This is a genomic window from Psychrobacillus sp. FSL K6-2843 (genome assembly GCF_038626375.1).
GTDB lineage: Bacteria > Bacillota > Bacilli > Bacillales_A > Planococcaceae > Psychrobacillus > Psychrobacillus faecigallinarum.
The window spans coordinates 3,980,375-4,001,835 of sequence record NZ_CP152021.1; the positions used below are offsets into that span (position 1 = coordinate 3,980,375).

Sequence of the window (21,461 nt, forward strand, 5' to 3'; positions counted from 1 at the left end):
CACCCCTCAATAAAGCGATAATAGGTCTTTTCGATATAGACATTTTGGTGTATGATATCGAAAGACAAAAAGAAAACGAGTTCTTAATAAGAGCTCATTTTTGATTCACCAAACTTTTTCTCGGCCAGTATACCCATAAAGTATAGCCTTTATACAAAAGGGCATAAGTCCTCAAAATAATATTTTTGCATTTTATTATAATATCATAGCGATTTTGTCAAGTCAATCTTTTGTACCCTTTATAATCCAATAACCTTTTTCTTTGTTCACAACTTCCACTTGACCAAAAATCTCTTCTAAAAAACTAAAAGTAGATGGTGCCCCTTGTTTCTTTTGAATGACAACCCACAATTCTCCCCCTGAAACTAATTTTTCAAAGGAATCTTTATAGAAACGAAATATAGTCTCTTTTCCAGCGCGAATGGGTGGATTAGTTATAATAGCCGCAAAGTTTGCAGTTTCCACTGCGGACAACCCATCACTTTCATAGATTCGCACATTTTGTACCCCGTTAGCAGCCGCATTTTTTACTGCAAGTTGGATTGCACGCGTGTTAACATCTACTAAATGAACTGTTCTTTCTTCATTTGCTTTTGCAATGGCAAGCCCAATCGGACCATAGCCACAACCAACATCCAAGAAGTCTCCCTCTTGATCTGGCGCTTTGAAAGCATCGATTAATACACGGGAGCCAAAATCTACTTCGCTCTTACTAAAAACACCAGCATCTGTTTCAAATCGAAAATTATGGCCTAGCAATTTAAAGTTCCAATGTTGTGGCTTACTTTCCGTTTGAGGTTTTCTAGAATAATAATGTTCAGACACCGTTTAACCCTCCATCATACATACGAAGAAAAGCTCGTCGTTTAAAGACGAGCTTTTTCCCCGAGTTGTACCAAAAATTACTTAACTTCTACGTTTGCTCCAACTTCTTCAAGTTGTGCTTTCATAGCTTCTGCATCTTCTTTAGATACGCCTTCTTTAAGTGCTTTTGGAGCGTTGTCAACTACTTCTTTAGCTTCTTTCAAGCCAAGACCAGTGATTTCGCGAACTACTTTGATTACTTTAATTTTTTGGTCTCCTGCAGATGCAAGGATAACGTCAAATTCAGTTTTTTCTTCAGCAGCAGCAGCACCGCCACCAGCAGCTACAGCTACAGGTGCAGCAGCAGTAACACCAAATTCTTCTTCAATTGCTTTTACTAAGTCGTTTAATTCAAGAACTGTCATTGATTTGATAGCTTCTAAGATTTGCTCGTTGTTCATTTTATTTTCCTCCTATTATTGGATATGTTTTAGGCTATTAGCCGATTTTTGTGCAAAGTTCCATAAGGAATTATGCGCCTTGCTCTTCTTTTTGTTCTGCAACAGCTTTTGTTGCAAGTGCGAAATTGCGCACTGGAGCTTGAAGTACAGATAAAAGCATAGATAGTAGTCCTTCGCGTGATGGAAGTTCTGCTAAAGCTTTTACATCTTCTGCTGAAGATACGTTTCCTTCGATGATCCCTGCTTTAATTTCTAATTGTTCGTTCTTTTTAGCAAAATCATTAATGATTTTTGCAGGAGCAACTACGTCTTCGTTAGAGAATGCAACAGCATTTGGTCCAACTAAGAATTCGTTAATTGCATCAACTCCAGCGATTTCAGTCGCACGACGTGTAAGTGAGTTTTTATAAACTTTGAACTCAACGCCAGCTTCACGAAGTTGTTTACGTAATTCTGTAACTTGAGCAACATTTAAACCACGGTAGTCTACTACAACTACTGAAGCAGCAGCTTTAAATTTCTCTGCAATGTCGTCTACAATCACTTTTTTCGTTTCAATTGCTTTGCTCATCTTGGCACCTCCTATAAGAATTGGGCCATTTATACCGACAAAAGAAAAGCCTCTGATCTACGGATAGACACAGAGGCAGAAAGTCATCATCTAATTAGAATCTGAATTTACGTGTCCTCGGTAGGATATTAAGCGACAAGTCGCTCCTACTGTCTTCGGTACAAATGTATATTTCACAACAAAAGTCATCTTAACAGATAGACTATTAGGTTGTCAATTATTATTTTACTGATGAAGCATCAACTTTAATAGCTGGACCCATAGTAGTTGTAACATTTACAGACTTCATGTAAATACCTTTTGAAGCAGCAGGCTTAGCTTTTTGAACTACTTCAAATACAGACATAAAGTTTTCTACTAATTTGTCGTCTTCGAAAGAAACTTTTCCGATTGGAGCGTGAATGATCCCTGCTTTGTCAGCACGGTATTCTACTTTACCAGCTTTGATTTCTTCGATAGCTTTAGTTACATCAAATGTAACAGTACCAGTTTTAGGGTTTGGCATTAAACCTTTTGGTCCAAGTACGCGACCGATTTTACCAACTTCACCCATCATGTCAGGAGTAGCTACGATTACATCGAAGTCAAACCATCCTTGTTGGATTTTGTTGATGTATTCCACATCACCTGCATAGTCTGCACCAGCAGCTTCAGCTTCTTTAAGTTTTTCACCTTTAGCGAAAACTAATACGCGTTGAGTTTTACCAGTTCCGTTTGGAAGAACTACTGCCCCACGGATTTGTTGGTCGTTTTTACGAGTATCGATTCCTAGACGGAAAGCAACTTCAACTGTTGCGTCGAAATTAACTGTGCTAGTTTTTTTAGCAAGCTCGATTGCTTCTTTAGCTGAATACAATGTATTTTTGTCAACTAATTTAGCAGCTTCTTGTAACTTTTTACCTTTGTTAGCCATTTAAAATGTCCTCCTTGATAGTGGTTTTAGCGGAATAAACCTCCCACGTGTAAAGGTTGCAGTTATTCTTAGGAACAACTACAACCTTCCAAAAAAACAATTGCGTCATATCAAAATCACATTAAGTATTAGTCTTCGATCGTAATACCCATGCTACGTGCTGTACCTTCAACCATCAACATAGCTGTTTCAACAGATGCAGCGTTTAGATCTGGCATTTTTTGTTCAGCGATTTCGCGAACTTTATCACGTTTAACTGTCGCCACTTTAACGCGGTTTGGTTCACCTGATCCAGATTGAATTCCTGCTGCTACTTTAAGTAACACTGCTGCCGGCGGAGTTTTTGTAATGAAAGTAAATGAACGGTCTTCAAATACAGAAATTTCAACCGGAATGATTAGACCTGCTTGATCAGCAGTACGTGCGTTGAACTCCTTACAGAATCCCATGATGTTAACACCCGCTTGTCCTAATGCAGGACCAACCGGTGGCGCTGGATTTGCTTTACCAGCAGGAATTTGTAATTTTACAACTTTAATCACTTTTTTAGCCACGAGACACACCTCCTTAAGTCCGTGATGTGGTAATTGGGTTGCCCCTCCCACTCAAATATCTGTCTCTCAGCTCTGCGCTGATAACATTTAGAAAATTCATGCAGACTTTTTTTCAGTCTGACCTTTGAAATGATACCACTTATCCATTTTTTTAGCAAGTAATAAATTATACTTTGATTACTTGTTCGAAATCTAGTTCCATATTTGTTTCGCGACCAAACATATCGATAGAAACAGTCACTTTGCCTTTTTCGGCTTCAATAGCTTCTACTTTACCTTGGAAATGCGCAAATGGTCCTTCTAATACTTCTACCAATTCTCCGATGGAGAAGTCTACTTCAACTTTGCGATCATTCATACCCATTTGTTTTAACATGGATTGAACTTCTTCTGGAGCAAGAGGAGTTGGTTTTGTACCGCCGCCTGATGAACCAAGGAAGCCAGTAACACCAGGTGTGTTTCTCACTACATACCAAGCATCGTCTGTCATGATTAACTCAACAAAAACATATCCTGGGAATGTTTTTCTAGTTACTACACGTTTTTTCCCATCTTTGAAATCTGTTTCTTCTTGTTCAGGGATGAACACTCGGAATATCTTATCAGACATCCCCATTGTTTCTACGCGTTTTTCTAAATTTGCTTTTACTTTATTTTCATACCCAGAGTACGTATGAACAACATACCAATTTTTTTCCATAGTGTCGGGACTTAAGCGTCCTTCCCTCCTTTTCTAAGACAAATGAAAAAACCCGTTCGTTGACTAAGACGGGCTATTTTCAAATATTTACATGCTACAAACCTATAACTCCAAGTACCAACGGAACAATTCAGAAATTCCTAAGTCTACTACTGCAAAGAATACAGCCATAACCACTACTGTTGCAAGCACGATGATTGTATAGCGTGTTAACTCTTTACGTTTTGGCCAGCTTACTTTTCTCATTTCTGATACTACGTTTTTAAAAAAACCACCAATATTAGCCATTTTAGCTAAACCTCCACATGGAAAATCTATCTTACTTCTATACTCATATCGTTTGTTTGTGTACTGTATGAGCATTACAATGCGTGCAATACTTTTTTCTTTCTATGCGAACAGAACCGGTATCTTTAGATGCAGGGACTGTATAATTGCGGTTACCACATTCTACGCAACTCAAAACAATTTTCTTAGTCATTTTCTCACCTTTTCAGCGTATAAGTCTTTTTCAAGATTATCACCTTCGCCATACCATGTCAACAAAATCCCAAATTATGCATAATTACTTCCAATTTCCATATAACGCTCCAGTTTACGTTTTACTCGCTGTAACGCGTTGTCTATAGATTTAACGTGACGATTCAATTCTTCAGAAATTTCTTGGTAGGACTGTCCATCTAAATACAAGGCGAGCACTTGCTGCTCTAGTTCACTTAATATCTCTCCCATTTTACCTTCAATGTAATCATAATTCTCTCTATTTATGATTAATTCTTCAGGATCGTCTACAACTGAGCCAGCAATCATATCCATTAGAGTTCGATCTGATTCTTCATCATAGATAGGCTTGTCCAAGGAAATATAAGAATTAAGTGGGATATGTTTTTGCCTAGTAGCTGTTTTAATAGCAGTAATAATCTGTCTAGTTATACAGAGTTCAGCAAAAGCTCTAAAAGATGAAAGTTTCTCTTCTCTAAAATCTCGAATCGCCTTATATAAACCAATCATTCCTTCTTGAAGAATATCTTCTCTATCAGCACCTATTAAAAAATAGGATCTACCTTTCATTCTTACAAATGATCGGTATTTCGTTATCAAATAATCTAGCGCTTCAGTGTTTCCTTGATGAACCATCTCTACAAGCTCTTCATCTAGTAAACTATCCAATTGTTGTAGATCCAGCTCTGTTTTTTCCAATGAAGTCACCTCAGCTAAATTAGACATATTTACCATCAGTATACAGGAAGCAAATTTATAGCGTCAATGAGTCATTTCATTCCTCTTCGCCATTTTTCGAAAATTTCCGCTACTTCCTCCGATAAAATAATTGTCGAAGTTGGCTTATTCTCTTGGATATTCTTCACTTTTTTCGTAATATTCGAGGAAATAGAAAGCATTTCAATTTCTAGTTCTCTAGCAGATTTTCTTAGCGCACCTTGTCCAAATATGACCCTTTGTTCTGTCATATCAGAGGTGGCTACATAGATTTGCACTCGCCTTCCACTTAGCTCTCGTGTTAGCTTTTCAATCCGTTCGTCTGCTGTTTCATTTTCTCTCGTATAGATAATTTCAACATCATACTGCTTCTTTTTGTTTTCTATACCCGGTACTAAGTGAGCATCAAACACAACTATTACTCGAATACCAGTAAATGCTTTATACTCCGCCATTTGCTCGATTAGTCTATCTCTAGCATCTAGTAATTTATCTTTTTTTAGTTTTCTTAACTCGCTCCATGCGCCGATGATGTTATAACCATCGACAAGTAGAATTTGCATAATCCTATCCTTTGATCGGGTTTCTTACGCGCAATACTTCATAAAGAAGTATCGACGCAGCAACTGACGCATTCAAGCTAGTTACATGACCAACCATCGGCAAATGGTAAAGAAAGTCGCATTTATCTTTTAACAATCGGCTCATCCCTTTTCCTTCACTGCCGATTATTAGAGCTAGTGGAAGTGTGGCATCCATATTTCTATAGTCTGTAGATTTGGCAGCATCTGTACCTGCAATCCATACCCCACGCTCCTTGAGCTCGTCCACTGTTTGCGCCAAATTTCCTGCACGATAAACCGGTATATGCTCAATAGCACCTGTAGATGCTTTTGCTACGACTGCAGTTAAACCAACCGCTCTTCGCTTCGGAATGATAATACCATGCGCTCCTACCGCATCTGCAGTTCGCATAATGGACCCTAGGTTATGCGGATCTTCAATTTCATCCAAAATAATAAAGAGAGGATCCTCTTTTTTACTCGCAGCTAGATTAAACAAATCGTCTAATTCCGCATATTTATAGGCAGCAACAGATGCAACAATTCCTTGATGATTTGCATCGGTTAAATTATCCAGTTTTTTCTTTGGTACGAACTGAACAATAATGCCAGCCTCCTTTGCCAGTTGAATAATTTCCGTCACTCCACTTTTTTGGATGCCTTCCGCTATCCACACTTTGTTCATATCTCTTCCTGAACGTAATGCCTCTACTACAGGGTTTTTACCAGCAATAATTTCTCCTGTTTGTTCTGTTTGATCAGCCATTATTTTTTCTCTCCTTTCTGTCCATCAATGAAGTCAATGGAAAAATTCAGGACCTCTTGCAGGCGTTCTGCTTGCTCACTTAAGTATAAGCTTCCAATAACTGCTTCAAACGCGGTACTATAATGATACGTTAAAACGTCTGTATTTTTAGGGACAGTTCCAGATTTGGCATTTCTGCCTCTTCTTAAAACAGCCTCCTCTTCCTCTGTCAAAAATTTAGTGTTTAACATTTCTTTCACTATCATCGCTTGCGCCTTGGCAGATACATACTTTGTTCCTTCCTTATGCAGGATATTCGGTCTTACACGCCCCGAGCGGATGAGGTGTTCGCGCACAACTTGCTCGAACACCGCATCTCCCATATAAGCTAAGGCCAAGGAATTAAGTTGCTTTACGTCAGATACTTTAAAGTTTAACAAAAGGTCACCCTCTCTTCCATCGGATACCTTGGGCAGTATCTTCCAAAATAATATTCATTTCTTTTAGTTGATCTCTAATTTCATCTGCACGAACAAAATTGCGATCTTTTCTCGCTTGATTTCGTTCTTCGATAAGAGCATCGATTTCCTCATCCAGGACTTCTGTCTCCTTAGAAAGGGTAATTCCAAGAACTGCTGTTAAGGAATCTAAAATCGAAATAAATTGCTTTAGCACTGCTTCAGATGTTTGCTTCTCTAACAAATATGTGTTCGCTAATTTAGATAGCTCAAATAATGCAGCTATTCCATTTGCCGTATTAAAATCGTCATCCATCGCTATTTCAAATTGCTGTTTTACTTCCTCTATTTTGTGCATCCACATGTCATGCTGATCACCTAAATCCGCTGTTGTTTTTAAGCGATGAAGAACATTTTCATACGAGGTACGGATACGTTCCAAACCTGCCTCCGCTTGCTCCACAAGTTCCTGTGAGTAATTAATAGGGTTACGATAATGAACACTAAGCATAAAGAAACGCAATATTTGTGGGTCAATTTGCTTGCGGATATCATTCACCAATACGAAGTTGCCGAGCGATTTAGACATTTTTTCGTTGTCTATATTGATATAACCGTTATGCATCCAATATCTTGCAAATGTCTTGCCGGTTCTAGCCTCTGATTGGGCAATCTCATTTTCATGGTGAGGGAAAGTTAAATCCTGCCCTCCTGCGTGAATATCAATCGTGTCTCCTAAAATTTCACGAGCCATAACAGAACATTCAATATGCCATCCCGGACGACCTTGACCCCATGGGCTTTCCCAGAATATCTCACCCGGCTTTGCAGCTTTCCAAAGAGCAAAATCTAATGCATCCTCTTTCTTTTCACCTCTCTGAATACGAGCCCCTACTTTTAAGTCATCCACCGATTGATGGGAGAGCTTTCCGTAACCCTCGAACTTTCTTGTACGATAATAGACATCACCTTGTGATTCATAAGCATAGCCTTTTTCTACTAATACCTTTATAAAATCAATGATTTCCACCATGTGATCGGTTACACGAGGATGGGAATCTGCTTTTGAGCACCCTAAAGCTTCTACATCTGCAAAATATGCATCGATAAAGCGACTAGTCAATTCGGATACATCTTCTCCAAGTTCATTTGCAGCTTTAATAATTTTGTCATCTACATCTGTAAAGTTTGATACGAATGTTACGTCATATCCACGATACTGTAAATATTTGCGTACAGTATCATATACAATAACTGGTCGAGCATTTCCAATGTGAATATAGTTATATACCGTTGGACCACATACATACATTTTTACCTTTCCTTCTTCTATTGGCACAAAAGGCTCTTTTTCACGTTTTAATGAATTAAATATTTGAATTGTCATGACGATTAGCTCTCTCCTTTTCCTCTGTCAGTCGATCAATTTCTTGCTGCAGCAACACAATCTTACCTTCCATCTCCTTACAGCGATCAGTGAACGGATCCGGTAAATCTTGATGGTCTAAGTTTCTCTTTACCTTTTTGCCATCCTGAATAACGACTACGCCTGGTATTCCAACTACCGTCGAGTTCTCTGGAACATCCTTTAAGACTACAGAGCCTGCTCCAACCTTACTGTTGTTGCCAATTGTAATGGAACCCAATACTTTAGCTCCAGTAGCTACTAAGACATTATTTTTAAGTGTAGGGTGTCTTTTTCCTTTTTCTTTTCCCGTCCCACCTAAAGTTACTCCTTGATATATGGTACAATCGTCACCTATTTCACATGTTTCTCCAATAACAACACCTGAACCATGATCAATAAAGAAACGTCTGCCAATTACTGCTCCAGGATGAATTTCTACACCTGTAAAGAATCTGCTTATTTGGGATATTAGCCTTGCAAGAAAGTACCATTTCTTTTTATACAAGGCATGGGCGATCCGATGACTCCAGATTGCATGTAAACCGGCATATGTTAAAACAACCTCTAGCTTGCTGGTCGCGGCTGGGTCCTGCTCAAATACCACTTCTATATCTTCTTTCATACGCTCAAACATTAAAATCACTCCTTTTTTCCACAAAAAAAGTCTCTGTCTATAAATATAGACAGAGACGCTCATTCGCGCGGTTCCACTCTGATTGGAAAGATACACATACTCTTTCCCGCTTCACATCTTTAACGCAGATGATACGTCCAGCCTACTCATAGTTCGACATGGCGCTCTGAGGTGCATTTCCATAACTCATTGGTTCAGACCACTTTCAGCCGGTGATGGTCCTCTCTAAAGAACTTGCGTTACGTACTTCTCCTCTTCTTAGCTTTCTTATTTCGTTCAAGAATTGTACACTCATTTTCACACCTTGCAGTGGAAAAGTCAATTTTATTGTTTTGCGTATTTAGAAACTCTAGCGATTACTTTTTCTTTTCCTATTAAGCTGATCGCATCTGCTAATTCTGGACCATGCGTCTGACCAGTTGTTACGACACGGATAGGCATAAATAGGTTTTTTCCTTTATGTCCAGTTTCCTTTTGGACCGCTTTAATAGACGCTTTAATCTCAGCTGCCTCAAAAGTATCTAAGCTCTCTAGCTGTGCTTTAAATGCAGTCATGACTTCCGTAACTTGTTCGCCAGTCAAAACTTCTAGAGCTTCTTCATTATATGCAACGTCGTCGTTGAAGAACAATGATGACAATTCAATAATTTCTGCTCCAAAACTCATTTGATCGTGATAGAGGGCTATTAAATTAGTTGCCCATAATTGTTGCTCCTCTGACAATTCTGCAGGAAGAAGACCCTCTTTTTGCAGATGTGGCAAGGCAAGCTCTACTACTTTTTCAAGTGGTAGCTGTTTAATATATTGATTATTCATCCATGTTAATTTTTGCTTATCAAACATAGATGGTGATTTTGAAAGACGAGTCACGTCAAATAGCTTGATGAATTCTTCCTTAGAGAAAATCTCTTCCTCTCCTTCAGGAGACCATCCTAATAGAGCAAAGAAGTTAAACATAGCTTCTGGAAGATAACCCAGGTCTTTATATTGTGCAACAAATTGAATAATTGATTCATCACGTTTTGATAATTTTTTACGACTCTCATTAATGATTAAAGTCATATGACCATATTGTGGATACTCCCAGCCAAATACATCAAACACCATTAATTGTTTTGGAGTATTTGATAAATGCTCTTCTCCTCGGAATACATGTGAAATTTCCATTAAGTGATCATCTAATACTACTGCGTAGTTATACGTTGGGATGCCATTAGCTTTTACAAGTACCCAGTCTCCAACGTCTTTCGATTCAAAGGAAACAGATCCACGAACTAAATCTTCAAACGTATACGTTACATTTTCAGGCACACGCATACGGATAGTATAAGGCATTCCAGCCGCTTCCTTCTCTTGCACTTCTTCTTTAGATAAATGTCTGCATTTTCCGTTATACATCGGTGCAGCCACGCCATTTTCTTTTTGTTGCTCACGGTCAGCTTCTAATTCCTCTGAAGTACAGAAGCATTTATAAGCATGTCCTTTTTCTAGCATTTCTTCCGCATATTTTGTGTAAATATCTAAACGCTCCATTTGTCGATAAGGCGCATAAGGTCCACCGATATCTACAGATTCGTCGTATTCCATTCCTAACCACTTTAAGTTATCCAGCTGCGATAATTCTCCGCCTTCAATATTACGCTCAATATCTGTGTCTTCTATACGGACAATAAATTTCCCGTTATGGTGGCGAGCAAATAAATAATTGAATAATGCTGTACGTGCCCCTCCAATATGGAGATTTCCTGTAGGACTTGGTGCATAGCGTACGCGAACTTCTTGTGTCATTATAAATCCTCCTAGTTATCTTGCGTTTAAATTAAACCTTCGTCTGGAAAGTGGAATCAATCAGTTTTTAAGGCAAGGCATATCTTTACTTTTGCCTGTCTGCTAAAGTAGTAAACTTTATCTATTCTACCACTGCCAGTAGTTTTTTTAAAGTTAGTCTTTTTTCAATAAAAGGATGGTAGCTAAAGATGCAATTCCTTCCTCTCGTCCAGTAAATCCTAACTTTTCAGTAGTCGTCGCCTTCACGTTGACTTGTGACACATCAGCTTGCAAAAGCTCTGCAACTTTGGCGCGGATTTCCTCAATGTAAGGAGCCATTTTAGGCTTCTGAGCAATAATAGTGCAATCTACATTTCCAAGCTTGTAGCCTCGCGCATCTACTAGCTTCCATATATGCTCGAGTAATTTAGCGGAATCTGCATCTTTAAAATCGGGATCGGTGTCAGGGAAATGTCTGCCAATATCTCCCTCTCCAATAGCTCCTAGCGCTGCATCTGTAATTGTATGAAGCAATACATCCGCATCCGAGTGACCAATTAGCCCTCTTTCATAGGGTATCGTGATTCCTCCTATTATTAATGGGCGATTGTCTGCAAATTCATGTACGTCAAAGCCTTGTCCAATTCTTAACAATTTATTGTTCCTCCTGCTTTCGTTTATTTAAAATTACTTCTCCAAAAAGTAGATCCTCTTGAGTGGTAACCTTTACGTTATCATAGGTGCTCTCCACGATGTGAACCTTTTCACCTTGTCTTTCTACCAACATGGCCTCGTCTGTTCCTAAAAAGGACTCTAGCTCTGCCATTCTTTCGGCTTTTTCCAATATGTTATATTGAAAAGCCTGTGGAGTCTGGATGATCCATAGGCTCTCTCGTTCAACCGTTTCCTGTATTATACCATTTTGAACTTTTTTCATCGTATCTTTGGCACGAACTGCTGCTACAGCGGCTCCAAATTTTTCTGCGGCCTGTACTAGACGATGGATAACGTCTTGATGGATGAAAGGTCTAGCAGCGTCATGTACTAACACAACTTCTTTAGAGGGGCTTGCCTTCAAGCCTGCATACACACTGTGCTGCCTTTCTGCTCCTCCTTCAGTTATTGCCGCAACCTTTTGAATAGAATACTGCAGAAGAAGCTGCTCTATATATGATTGTTCATCTTTTTTTACCGCTAAAACAATATGAGCACATTGGGGATCTCGTTCAAATACGCGGAGGGTATGTATTAGTACAGGTATATTTTTTAATTCTATAAAAAGCTTGTTATGCTCTGCTCCCATTCTTTTGCCACTTCCCGCAGCTGGTAAGATTACTGTGTAAGCCATTTCGTTTTCCTCCTCCGTTACAAAGAAAAAGGGTATGCTCCTAAAAGGAAACACCCCTTACTACTTATTTCGTTTCCTGTGGTTTCGCAAAGATCATTCGTCCTGCCGATGTTTGAAGGACACTTGTCACTTCCACATTAATCGCTTGTCCGATGAACGCTTTACCACCTTCAACTACAATCATCGTGCCATCATCTAAATAAGCTACACCTTGATTATGCTCTTTTCCATCTTTAATCACAACAACATGCATTATTTCCCCGGGAATAACTACGGGTTTGACAGCATTAGCTAAGTCATTAATATTCAATACCCGCACTTGATGCAATTCACATACTTTGTTTAGATTAAAATCATTGGTTACTACTACGCCACCCATTTTTTTGGCTAGACGCATTAGCTTTAAGTCGACCTCTTGAACATCATCAAAGTCTTCCTCCACTATTAAAACCGCAGTGCTTCTTTCATCCTTCAATTTGTTTAAAACATCTAGACCTCTTCGTCCTCTTGTTCTTTTTAACGTATCAGAAGAATCTGCGATATGCTGAAGCTCCGTTAAAACAAATTGAGGAACTACTAGCACACCTTCCATAAAGCCCGTTTCCGATATATCTGCTATTCTTCCATCAATAATGACACTCGTGTCTAGCAGCTTATAGGTACCCAACGGAAGTTCCTTGGCTTCCTCCTCAGCTGTTTTTTTCTTCAAAGAAGGTAGTTTAGAGGACGGGGTGAACACATGTAGCAATTCGTCTCTCTTTTTGTATCCTACCTGGAAACCTAGATATCCTAAAATAATGGTTAAGAGAACAGGGGCAACCGAACGAATGACTGGTAGCTCAATAGTTGATACAGCCGAGCCAAGGAAGAAAGCTACCACTAACCCGATTACCATCCCTAGTGTCCCAAATAACAAATCTCCGATTGGGGCCTTTAAAAGCCTTTCTTCCATCCATTTGATAAAATGTATTAAGTAATCTGTTAAAAATAGGGCAGCCACATACAGCATGATTGCTCCGATTATTACGGAAACATATAAATTATTAATCAAAGGGTTGTCGGATAAATTGATTAGTTCATATAAGTGCGGTAAGAATAGCAACCCTAATGTTCCACCTATCAATACAAAAGCAATTTGGATAATCCACTTTAACAAATTTTCCACCTCCATTTAAATTTTATTATACTTCCTGTTTTCCCTATACGTCTAATAAGTCGCAAGGAAGAAGGTTATCCCTTGCCCGCTAAACTAACATGAAAATGTCAGATTGACACTCTAACGTGTACAACCAAAGCAAAGGATTACCTATCTGTTACTTTTAAATCTATGAGTACACCCAGTTAAAACAAGAGTTAAACTTGAATACTTTATTCCCCCGCAACATCTTATTTCTTTTTATGAAAAGGCTTCTTTCATCACCTGGTTTACAGACTCTACTCCAATAACCTGCAGACCCTTCGGATAATCCCAGCCCCCCATATTAGATGCAGGGATAATTGCTCGTTTAAAGCCTAGCTTAGCTGCCTCTTGCACTCTTTGTTCAATCCTAGATACTCTTCTTACTTCTCCTGTTAATCCTACCTCACCTATAAAACAGTCGGTTGGAGCAGCACCCGTATCTCTAAAACTAGATACGATACTTACTAGGACGGCTAAATCGATGGCAGGTTCGTCTAATTTTACTCCACCGGCAACTTTTATGTAGGCATCCTGCGTTTGAAGTAGCAGTCCCATGCGTTTTTCTAGCACGGCCATTAATAAAGAAATTCGATTTTGATCAATCCCTGTGGCCATCCTTTTTGGATAATTAAAGCTCGATTGTGTCACAAGCGCTTGAATCTCTACTAAAATCGGTCTTGTCCCTTCCATTGAGGCAACAATGGCAGATCCAGCCGCTCCCTGGGAACGCTCCTGTAAAAATAATTCAGATGGGTTAAGTACTTCCCTTAAACCCTGTTGCACCATCTCAAAAATAGCAATCTCATTGGTAGAACCAAATCTATTTTTTTGTGATCGCAATATGCGATGATTATGATGACGTTCTCCCTCAAAGTATAAAACAGTATCTACCATATGCTCGAGTATTCTTGGACCAGCAATTTGGCCTTCCTTAGTTACATGTCCCACCAAGAAAATGGCAATATTTTTAGTTTTCGCAATCCGCATTAGCTCAGCTGTACTTTCACGCACTTGGGATACACTACCTGGGGCACTTGTTACCTCTGGATGATGAACCGTTTGGATAGAATCCACTATTACAAACCGTGGGCTTACTTGTTCAATCGTTTCATTGATCAGCTCTAAATTGGTTTCCGAATAAATATAAAGTTCATTTGAAGTGACTCCTAAACGTTCCGCTCGGAGTTTTGTCTGGCGGATTGATTCTTCTCCTGATATATATAGTACTCTTTCCCCTTTATTCGCAAGAAGCGCAGAAACTTGTAAAAGAAGCGTTGATTTACCTATACCTGGATCTCCCCCAATTAAAACTAGGGAGCCTGGCACAATTCCTCCGCCTAATACACGATTCAATTCTACTAAATCAGTTTGTACACGTGGTTCCTCGACTGTTTCAATGGATATGATTGGGGTTGCTTTTTGAGTGACTCCAGACGAATGCTGAAAAGAATGTCTAGGTCCCTTAGAGACTACCTCTACCTCTTCCACCATAGTGTTCCATTCTCCACACCCCGGACATCTACCCATCCATTTGGCAGCCTCGTAGCCGCAAGAGTTACACATAAATTTTGTTTTCTTTTTAGCCATATGAACCTCCTATTAAGAAAAGCACAAGCGCCTATGTCTGCCACGACAACAAAATGGAGAAAAGCGGATGAGCAGCTTTTTTCCATTTGACCTCGAGTGGCTAGGTGCTGGAGCTAGACAAATACTTTACACAAAAATCATAAACTTTCTTAACCTGTAAAAAAGGCATTCCGGTAATCTCGGAATGCCTATATTATTAACTTTCTGTGACAGGTTCTGTTGTACGAACAACAAATTCGTCATTTTCTACATCAAATACTACACGCTGACCCGTTAAAACTTCCCCTTTCAACAATTCCTCTGAAAGGCGATCCTCCACATGTTTTTGTAATGCACGGCGCAACGGACGTGCTCCGTATGTTGGATCGTAACCTTCGGTAGTAATTTTGTCTTGGGCAGCTTCCGTAAGCACTAGCTCTATTCCTTGTTCTTTTAGACGCTTCGCTAGCTGTTCAGTCATTAATGTCACTATTTGTTTTAAGTGTTCTTTTTCTAATGAGTGGAACACAATCATTTCATCCAAACGGTTTAAGAATTCTGGGCGGAATGCTTTTTTCAATTCTTCAAGCATTTTACCTTTCATATCTTTGTAATCCGTTTTCCCAGCCTCTTGTAGATTAAATCCTACATGCTTATTGTATTTAAGTGCGTCAGCTCCAACATTTGACGTCATAATTACTACTGTATTACGGAAGTCCACCGTACGTCCTTTAGAATCTGTTAAACGACCATCTTCTAATACTTGTAGAAGGATGTTGAAGACATCTGGATGTGCTTTTTCGATTTCATCTAAAAGAATAACCGAATACGGCTTGCGACGAACTTTTTCAGTTAATTGACCACCATCATCGAAACCTACATATCCAGGAGGTGAACCTACTAAACGAGAAGTAGAGTGTTTTTCCATGTACTCAGACATGTCTACTCGAATCATTGCATCCTCGTCCCCGAACATTACCTCTGCCAATGCGCGAGCTAGTTCTGTTTTACCTACTCCTGTAGGACCTAAGAAGATAAACGAACCGATTGGACGCTTAGGATCTTTTAGCCCTGCGCGAGCACGACGGATAGCACGAGAAATAGCATCTACAGCTTCTTTTTGACCTATAACTCGTTCATGTAATTTGTCTTCTAGTTTTAATAATTTCTCAGATTCTGTTTGAGCAAGCTTGGAAACAGGGATTCCCGTCCACATAGAGACAACAGAGGCAATATCCTCTACAGTAACTTCTGATTCTTCTTTGCCTTGTTTTTCTTTCCAAGTGTTTTTCATTGTTTCTAATTTATCTTTTATCTTCTGTTCTTTATCACGGAAAGATGCTGCTTTTTCAAATTCCTGGCTTTGAACAGCTGCATTTTTCTCAGAACGAACAGCTTCTAACTTAGCTTCTAATTCTTTTAAATTAGGAGGAGTTGTATAGGAACGAAGTCGTACCTTAGAACCAGCCTCATCGATTAAGTCTATCGCTTTATCAGGCAAGAAACGGTCTGAAATGTAACGGTCTGACATTTTAACAGCTGCTTCTACTGCCTCATCTGTAATTTTCACTCGGTGATGCGCTTCATAGCGGTCACGTAATCCATAGATAATTTGTATCGCTTCTTCAGCAGAAGGCTCGTCAACTTGAATCGGCTGGAAGCGACGTTCCAGTGCAGCATCTTTTTCAATATATTTGCGATACTCATCTAAAGTAGTTGCACCGATACATTGAATCTCTCCACGAGCTAGAGCAGGCTTCAAAATATTAGAGGCATCGATCGCACCTTCTGCTCCACCAGCACCGATTAATGTATGAAGTTCGTCGATGAATAGAATGACATTCCCTGCTTGGCGAATTTCATCCATTACTTTTTTCAAGCGGTCTTCGAATTCTCCACGATATTTAGTACCAGCAACAACCGTACCCATGTCTAAAGTCATAACACGTTTATCTCTTAATATTTCCGGTACCTCATTTTGTACAATTTGTTGAGCAAGACCTTCTGCAATTGCAGTTTTACCAACACCTGGTTCTCCTATAAGAACTGGATTGTTTTTCGTACGACGAGCCAAAATTTCTATAACGCGTGTAATTTCCTTGCTACGGCCGATGACTGGATCTAGCGTACCTTCTCTTGCAATTTGAGTTAAATCCCTTGCTAACCCGTCTAACGTAGGCGTGCTAGCTGGAGCGACCCCATTGGAATTGCTATTACTATGAGATTGATCGGAGCTTCCTAATAATTGAAGTACCTGCTGGCGCGCTTTGTTTAAGCTTACACCTGCATTGTTTAACACTCTTGCAGCTACACCTTCTCCTTCACGGATTAACGCGAGAAGTAAATGCTCTGTTCCAATATAAGAATGACCAAGCTTTCTAGACTCATCCACTGAAAGTTCAATCACTTTCTTAGCGCGAGGCGTATAGTGAACAATAGGGCCGACTTCCTCTGCCCCAGTTCCAACTAGCTCCTCAATACCTGCTTCTATTACTTTTGGATCTACTTCAATTGCTTCTAAAGCTTTTGCCGCAATACCACTGCCCTCTCGAATAAGTCCAAGTAATATATGTTCTGTTCCTATAGATTCGTGCTTTAAGCGAATAGCCTCTTCTTGAGCTAATTGTAAAACTTTTTGCGATCTTTGCGTAAATCGATTAAACATCATGCAGGTTCCTCTCCTTTTGTTTTCTCTTTTTCTCCTTTTTGCAAACGTTCCCTTAACAGCTTAGCTCGAAACATATCACGCTCCGAAGCATTTAAAGTTGTACCAGCATACTTTTGTAAAAATCCTGGCTGCATAAAAACCATACATTCATTTAAGATAGACATATCCACATCTTGAATAAGTCCAATATCTATCCCTAAGCGTACATCGGATAGGCATCTTGCTGCCTCCTCCGTTGTCATAAGACGAGCATAGGATAAGGTTCCTAACGAACGATAAAGACGATCCTCTAGTGTATTGGGAGAATGCTTTAATAGTGCATCTCGTGCTTCTCTTTCTTTTTGAATAATTTGTTCCGTAATGCTTTGAAGATCAGCAAGTATATCCTCCTCAGTCTTACCAAGTGTCGTTTGATTTGATACCTGATAAACATTGCCGAGCGCTTCACTACCCTCTCCATATATCCCTCTTACTACCATTCCAAGTCGAGAAATAATGGTTACTATTCGATTCATTTGTTTTGTTTTCGTTAATGCAGGTAAATGCATCATAACTGATGCCCTAAGTCCAGTGCCCGTATTAGTAGGGCAACTTGTTAAATATCCAAACTGTTCATCGAATGCGTAAGGTAATTCTTTTTCCAATAAGCTATCTATATTATCTGCCCGTTTATAAGCCTCTTCAATTTGGAGGCCTGGAAAAAGGCACTGGATCCTAATATGGTCCTCTTCATTTACCATGAGACTAACAGATTCATCCTCCGATAAAAGGACGGAGCCTGTATTCGGAGAATTTGCCAATTTGGGACTGATCAAATGCTTTTCTACTAACACTTGGCGTCCGAGCTCAGATACATCTTTTATCTGAATGGAGGAAAATTTCATTTGCAATGCTTCATCAGCAGCATCCAACAAAGTGGCTGAAACAGATTGGTCAATTTTATGCGCTTCGTCCTCTGTAAATGCAAGAGGGAAGCGAAATCCATTCAGATTTCTAGCCAATCGGATCCTTGTGCTCATCACAATGTCAGAATGCTCTCCTTCCCCTTCCATCCAACTAGATCTGGAATTATCTAAAAAGTTATCAACCGACATAGTGGTCGCCACCTCCTTCGGCAAGCTGTTTTTCTAGTTCTTTTACTTCATCTCTCAGCTTAGCGGCATCCTCAAATTGTTCATGCTCGACAGCATCCTTCATTTGTGTACGTATCGCTTCAATTCTTTTCTTTAAAGCTATTTTTTCACCAAGTACCCCTGGTGCTTTTCCAATATGTGTCGTATTGCCATTATGCAGACGTTTTAAAACTTGGGGTAAATGAGGACGAAAGCTTTCATAACAAGAAGCGCATCCAAACTTACCTTCCTCTAAGAACCTCTCAATAGACCAGCCACATTCATTACATTCAAGTGTTTTCTGTTGTTTTTGTTGAACCATCTGCTGATCCGCGTGGTTAAACCAATTAGATAGAAGCTGATGGAGAGATAATGGGTCTTGTTTATATTCAACATAAAACGGGTGTAGGCTATTTGCACAAACCTCACAATAATGTCGTTCAAAGTGTTCTCCGTTATGCACCTGTGTAACCGTCACTTTGGCCGGTCTTTGCTTACAATTTTCACAAATCACTTTTCAACACCCCGTTCATTTTTCACTTTTTTCATATTTTAACGTTAATAGCATCGCACAAAGTATTCTTGCTCTTAGATCGTCTCTTGCAGGCAGTGGGATGGCTAAAGTCGTTCTGGCTAAGGCTGCTAAAATAATTTTTGCTTCTCGCTTAGTTATCACTTCTTCATCCAATAATCTAAATACAATATCTTCTGTCGCGGACTCAGACGCCCCGGCTTCCAGACTTTGTATTATATGCTCAATCAATTCAGCTTTTGTATGGGCCCGAACGCGGAGGATTCGAATATACCCACCACCACCTCGCTTACTTTCCACCAAATAACCACGGTCCTGTGTAAATCGAGTGTTTATAACATAATTTATTTGCGAGGGAACACAGTGAAATTTTTCAGCGATTTCACTTCTCTTTATTTCAATCTGCCCTCTACTTTCTTCTTCGATAATTGACTTCAAATAACCTTCAATAATGTCAGATATATTTCTCATCTTCTCTCACCTCTTCTCATTAAAACTGACTTTGACTATATTTGACTATATTATATAGCGAAATTTTTTTATGTGCAATTGATATGCCTAACATAAAAACAACAAAAAAACTACCAACATTTATTGTCAGTAGTTTTAGGTTGTATCAAAATGTAAACTTATATTCTTATATTTGTGAATTGTATTTGAGTTGTGTAATAAAAAAATTAGGCTCTACTTCAATGTCCTTTATTTTGGAAAAGTTGTGTCTTTCGTACAAAGTAAGCGCCGGTTTATTTTTTGCACCAGTAGTTACTATAACACTTACACTATCAGGAGCGAGGTCCAATACGTATTTTAACAGCTCAGTAGCTATTCCCTTCCTGAAATGATTAGGGTGGACAATTAGCCTACAGATATCCATTTCATCTCCATTAATTTCATATGAAATAAAACCAAGCAGTTGTTCCTTTTCATACTTTCCTATATAAATTTCTTTAGAAGCTTTAATATCCTCTGTAGTTTCCTTAAGCTGCGGAATGCCATCAAAACCGATAATCTCCGCTTCCTTTCGATAAGCCGGAAGCTGTACTTCAAGCATTTCTTCTGCTACAGATTGATTGTGATGATCAAGTAATAAAATCATTGAGTACCTCTTTAAACTTTTCTTTTTTTATTGTTTTTTTGGGCTTTAGCTAATTGCTTCCATTTATCTCGCTCTGTTTTTTGTGCAGCCAAGTCGTTTTTACGTTCCATATGGGCTAGTTCACGTAATAATTTTACATAGCTCCTATAACGATCCTCTTTAAGCACACCAGAACGAATAGCCTCCTGAATCGTACAGCCAGGCTCTTTTTTATGCTGACAGTCTCTAAATCGACACTGCATTGCAAGCTCTTCTATATCTTGGAAGCTGTTGCTAATCCCCTCGCTTGAATCCCATAGCTGAAATTCTCTCATCCCTGGTGTATCTATCAATAGCCCTCCTCCAGGTAACAAAGAAAGCTCTCTATGAGTTGTTGTGTGACGCCCCTTACTATCATCCTCTCGAATGTCACTAACCGCCATCACTTCTTCTCCTGATAGAGCATTTATCAAGGAGGATTTACCTACACCTGAAGAGCCAAGTAATGCACCTGTCTTCCCTTCGCCAAGAAGAGCGGCCAAGTCTTCTATTCCTTCTCCTGTAACACTAGAAACAGCAAAGATTTCGACGCCAAATGCAATAGATTCGACTTCATTGATATAATAATCCAATTGCTCACAAGCATCTTTTTTCGTTAGAACAACTACTGGTGTCGCCCCCGAATCCCAAGCTGCGAGTAAGTAACGCTCTAACCTTCTAACATTGAAGTCTTGGTTGAGTGACATCACTAAAAACACATAATCTACATTCACTGCAACCAATTGAATTTCCATAGTTGTACCAGCCACTTTTCTTGAGAATTGCGATTGTCTCGGTAAAACCTGTTGAATAATCCCTTTCTCTTCTCCTGGCATTTGCTCTAAAACAACCCAATCTCCTACTGCCGGAAAAGCTTCTCGATTGTTGTCAAATTTAAACTTACCTGAAAGGGAGCATAGCCACTCTCCATCATTTGTGACTACTCGATATAAATGTTTATGCTCGAGTAAAACTCGGCCTACTAATTCTTTGCTCGTCATCTTTTCTTCCCATTTACTATTCCATCCATACTTTTCGATTAAATTCAATTTAAATTTCCTCCTAATTTTCCCTAAAAATATTTTAATCGCCATTTTTTATTCGGCGAAATACTGGGCAACAAAAAAACCATGATTGCACGAATC

The 21,461-nt window shown here is 39.2% G+C and carries 25 protein-coding genes and 2 other annotated features; all 25 genes read right to left on the reverse strand.

Going from position 1 to position 21,461, the window contains the following annotated elements; all coding sequences use genetic code 11:
* Window positions 1–222 precede the first annotated feature (222 nt).
* The 25 genes from MKY94_RS20420 to rsgA all read right to left on the reverse strand — a co-directional run bounded on the left by MKY94_RS20420 (window position 223) and on the right by rsgA (window position 21,365).
* On the reverse strand, window positions 223–825 hold the full coding sequence (locus MKY94_RS20420; RefSeq protein WP_151112046.1) for a class I SAM-dependent methyltransferase: 603 nt from the start codon (window positions 823–825) through the stop codon (window positions 223–225).
* Window positions 826–902: 77 nt separating this feature from the next.
* Window positions 903–1,265, reverse strand: a complete 363-nt coding sequence (gene rplL / locus MKY94_RS20425) for a 50S ribosomal protein L7/L12 (RefSeq protein ID WP_144540947.1) — start codon at window positions 1,263–1,265, stop codon at window positions 903–905.
* 70 nt (window positions 1,266–1,335) lie between these two features.
* Window positions 1,336–1,836 carry a 50S ribosomal protein L10 gene (gene rplJ, locus MKY94_RS20430; protein ID WP_144540945.1) on the reverse strand — a complete coding sequence of 167 codons (501 nt, stop codon included), beginning with the start codon at window positions 1,834–1,836 and terminating at the stop codon, window positions 1,336–1,338.
* 33 nt (window positions 1,837–1,869) lie between these two features.
* Window positions 1,870–2,013: a sequence feature (ribosomal protein L10 leader region), on the reverse strand.
* A 43-nt stretch (window positions 2,014–2,056) separates the two neighbouring features.
* Window positions 2,057–2,749, reverse strand: a complete 693-nt coding sequence (rplA, locus tag MKY94_RS20435) for a 50S ribosomal protein L1 (protein WP_144540943.1) — start codon at window positions 2,747–2,749, stop codon at window positions 2,057–2,059.
* A 128-nt stretch (window positions 2,750–2,877) separates the two neighbouring features.
* A complete protein-coding gene (gene rplK, locus MKY94_RS20440) occupies window positions 2,878–3,303 on the reverse strand; it encodes a 50S ribosomal protein L11 (protein ID WP_144541048.1) in 426 nt (141 codons plus the stop codon).
* A 166-nt stretch (window positions 3,304–3,469) separates the two neighbouring features.
* A complete protein-coding gene (gene nusG / locus MKY94_RS20445) occupies window positions 3,470–4,003 on the reverse strand; it encodes a transcription termination/antitermination protein NusG (RefSeq protein WP_144540941.1) in 534 nt (177 codons plus the stop codon).
* 102 nt (window positions 4,004–4,105) lie between these two features.
* Entirely contained in the window at window positions 4,106–4,291 is a 186-nt protein-coding gene (gene secE / locus MKY94_RS20450) for a preprotein translocase subunit SecE (protein ID WP_144540939.1), read from the reverse strand.
* A 43-nt stretch (window positions 4,292–4,334) separates the two neighbouring features.
* On the reverse strand, window positions 4,335–4,484 hold the full coding sequence (gene rpmG / locus MKY94_RS20455; RefSeq protein ID WP_144540937.1) for a 50S ribosomal protein L33: 150 nt from the start codon (window positions 4,482–4,484) through the stop codon (window positions 4,335–4,337).
* A 74-nt stretch (window positions 4,485–4,558) separates the two neighbouring features.
* The gene (sigH, locus tag MKY94_RS20460; protein WP_144541046.1) at window positions 4,559–5,230 is read right to left on the reverse strand and encodes an RNA polymerase sporulation sigma factor SigH; all 672 of its coding nucleotides are present in this window, start codon (window positions 5,228–5,230) and stop codon (window positions 4,559–4,561) included.
* Between the two features lie 44 nt (window positions 5,231–5,274).
* Window positions 5,275–5,784 carry an NYN domain-containing protein gene (locus tag MKY94_RS20465; RefSeq protein ID WP_151112044.1) on the reverse strand — a complete coding sequence of 170 codons (510 nt, stop codon included), beginning with the start codon at window positions 5,782–5,784 and terminating at the stop codon, window positions 5,275–5,277.
* Window positions 5,785–5,788: 4 nt separating this feature from the next.
* Complete coding sequence (gene rlmB, locus MKY94_RS20470; protein WP_342577749.1) at window positions 5,789–6,550, reverse strand: 23S rRNA (guanosine(2251)-2'-O)-methyltransferase RlmB; 762 nt, start codon at window positions 6,548–6,550, stop codon at window positions 5,789–5,791.
* Window positions 6,550–6,912: a ribonuclease III domain-containing protein gene (locus MKY94_RS20475; RefSeq protein ID WP_151113819.1), complete on the reverse strand. Its 363-nt coding sequence runs from the start codon at window positions 6,910–6,912 to the stop codon at window positions 6,550–6,552. The genes rlmB and MKY94_RS20475 overlap by 1 nt, the downstream gene beginning before the upstream one ends.
* A 61-nt stretch (window positions 6,913–6,973) precedes the next feature.
* Window positions 6,974–8,374: a cysteine--tRNA ligase gene (cysS, locus tag MKY94_RS20480; protein WP_151112040.1), complete on the reverse strand. Its 1,401-nt coding sequence runs from the start codon at window positions 8,372–8,374 to the stop codon at window positions 6,974–6,976.
* The gene (cysE, locus tag MKY94_RS20485) at window positions 8,355–9,029 is read right to left on the reverse strand and encodes a serine O-acetyltransferase (protein WP_342577750.1); all 675 of its coding nucleotides are present in this window, start codon (window positions 9,027–9,029) and stop codon (window positions 8,355–8,357) included. Before cysE ends, cysS begins: the two co-directional genes overlap by 20 nt.
* Window positions 9,030–9,077: 48 nt before the next feature.
* Window positions 9,078–9,298, reverse strand: a binding site (T-box leader).
* A 55-nt stretch (window positions 9,299–9,353) separates the two neighbouring features.
* On the reverse strand, window positions 9,354–10,817 hold the full coding sequence (gene gltX / locus MKY94_RS20490; RefSeq protein WP_342577751.1) for a glutamate--tRNA ligase: 1,464 nt from the start codon (window positions 10,815–10,817) through the stop codon (window positions 9,354–9,356).
* A 153-nt stretch (window positions 10,818–10,970) separates the two neighbouring features.
* The gene (gene ispF / locus MKY94_RS20495) at window positions 10,971–11,450 is read right to left on the reverse strand and encodes a 2-C-methyl-D-erythritol 2,4-cyclodiphosphate synthase (RefSeq protein WP_144540925.1); all 480 of its coding nucleotides are present in this window, start codon (window positions 11,448–11,450) and stop codon (window positions 10,971–10,973) included.
* A gap of 1 nt (window position 11,451) precedes the next feature.
* Complete coding sequence (ispD, locus tag MKY94_RS20500; RefSeq protein WP_151112034.1) at window positions 11,452–12,144, reverse strand: 2-C-methyl-D-erythritol 4-phosphate cytidylyltransferase; 693 nt, start codon at window positions 12,142–12,144, stop codon at window positions 11,452–11,454.
* A 64-nt stretch (window positions 12,145–12,208) separates the two neighbouring features.
* On the reverse strand, window positions 12,209–13,300 hold the full coding sequence (locus MKY94_RS20505; RefSeq protein ID WP_144540921.1) for a PIN/TRAM domain-containing protein: 1,092 nt from the start codon (window positions 13,298–13,300) through the stop codon (window positions 12,209–12,211).
* A 240-nt stretch (window positions 13,301–13,540) separates the two neighbouring features.
* Window positions 13,541–14,911, reverse strand: a complete 1,371-nt coding sequence (gene radA / locus MKY94_RS20510) for a DNA repair protein RadA (RefSeq protein ID WP_144540919.1) — start codon at window positions 14,909–14,911, stop codon at window positions 13,541–13,543.
* Between the two features lie 196 nt (window positions 14,912–15,107).
* A complete protein-coding gene (locus MKY94_RS20515; protein ID WP_151112030.1) occupies window positions 15,108–17,558 on the reverse strand; it encodes an ATP-dependent Clp protease ATP-binding subunit in 2,451 nt (816 codons plus the stop codon).
* Window positions 17,555–18,652, reverse strand: coding sequence for a protein arginine kinase (locus MKY94_RS20520; protein WP_144540916.1), 1,098 nt, complete (start codon window positions 18,650–18,652; stop codon window positions 17,555–17,557). Before MKY94_RS20520 ends, MKY94_RS20515 begins: the two co-directional genes overlap by 4 nt.
* Entirely contained in the window at window positions 18,642–19,184 is a 543-nt protein-coding gene (locus MKY94_RS20525) for a UvrB/UvrC motif-containing protein (protein WP_151112028.1), read from the reverse strand. The genes MKY94_RS20520 and MKY94_RS20525 overlap by 11 nt, the downstream gene beginning before the upstream one ends.
* 15 nt (window positions 19,185–19,199) lie before the next feature.
* Window positions 19,200–19,673: a CtsR family transcriptional regulator gene (locus MKY94_RS20530; protein ID WP_144540913.1), complete on the reverse strand. Its 474-nt coding sequence runs from the start codon at window positions 19,671–19,673 to the stop codon at window positions 19,200–19,202.
* Between the two features lie 166 nt (window positions 19,674–19,839).
* Window positions 19,840–20,298, reverse strand: coding sequence for a GNAT family N-acetyltransferase (locus MKY94_RS20535; RefSeq protein ID WP_144540910.1), 459 nt, complete (start codon window positions 20,296–20,298; stop codon window positions 19,840–19,842).
* Between the two features lie 11 nt (window positions 20,299–20,309).
* Window positions 20,310–21,365, reverse strand: coding sequence for a ribosome small subunit-dependent GTPase A (gene rsgA / locus MKY94_RS20540; RefSeq protein WP_342577753.1), 1,056 nt, complete (start codon window positions 21,363–21,365; stop codon window positions 20,310–20,312).
* Window positions 21,366–21,461 lie beyond the last annotated feature (96 nt).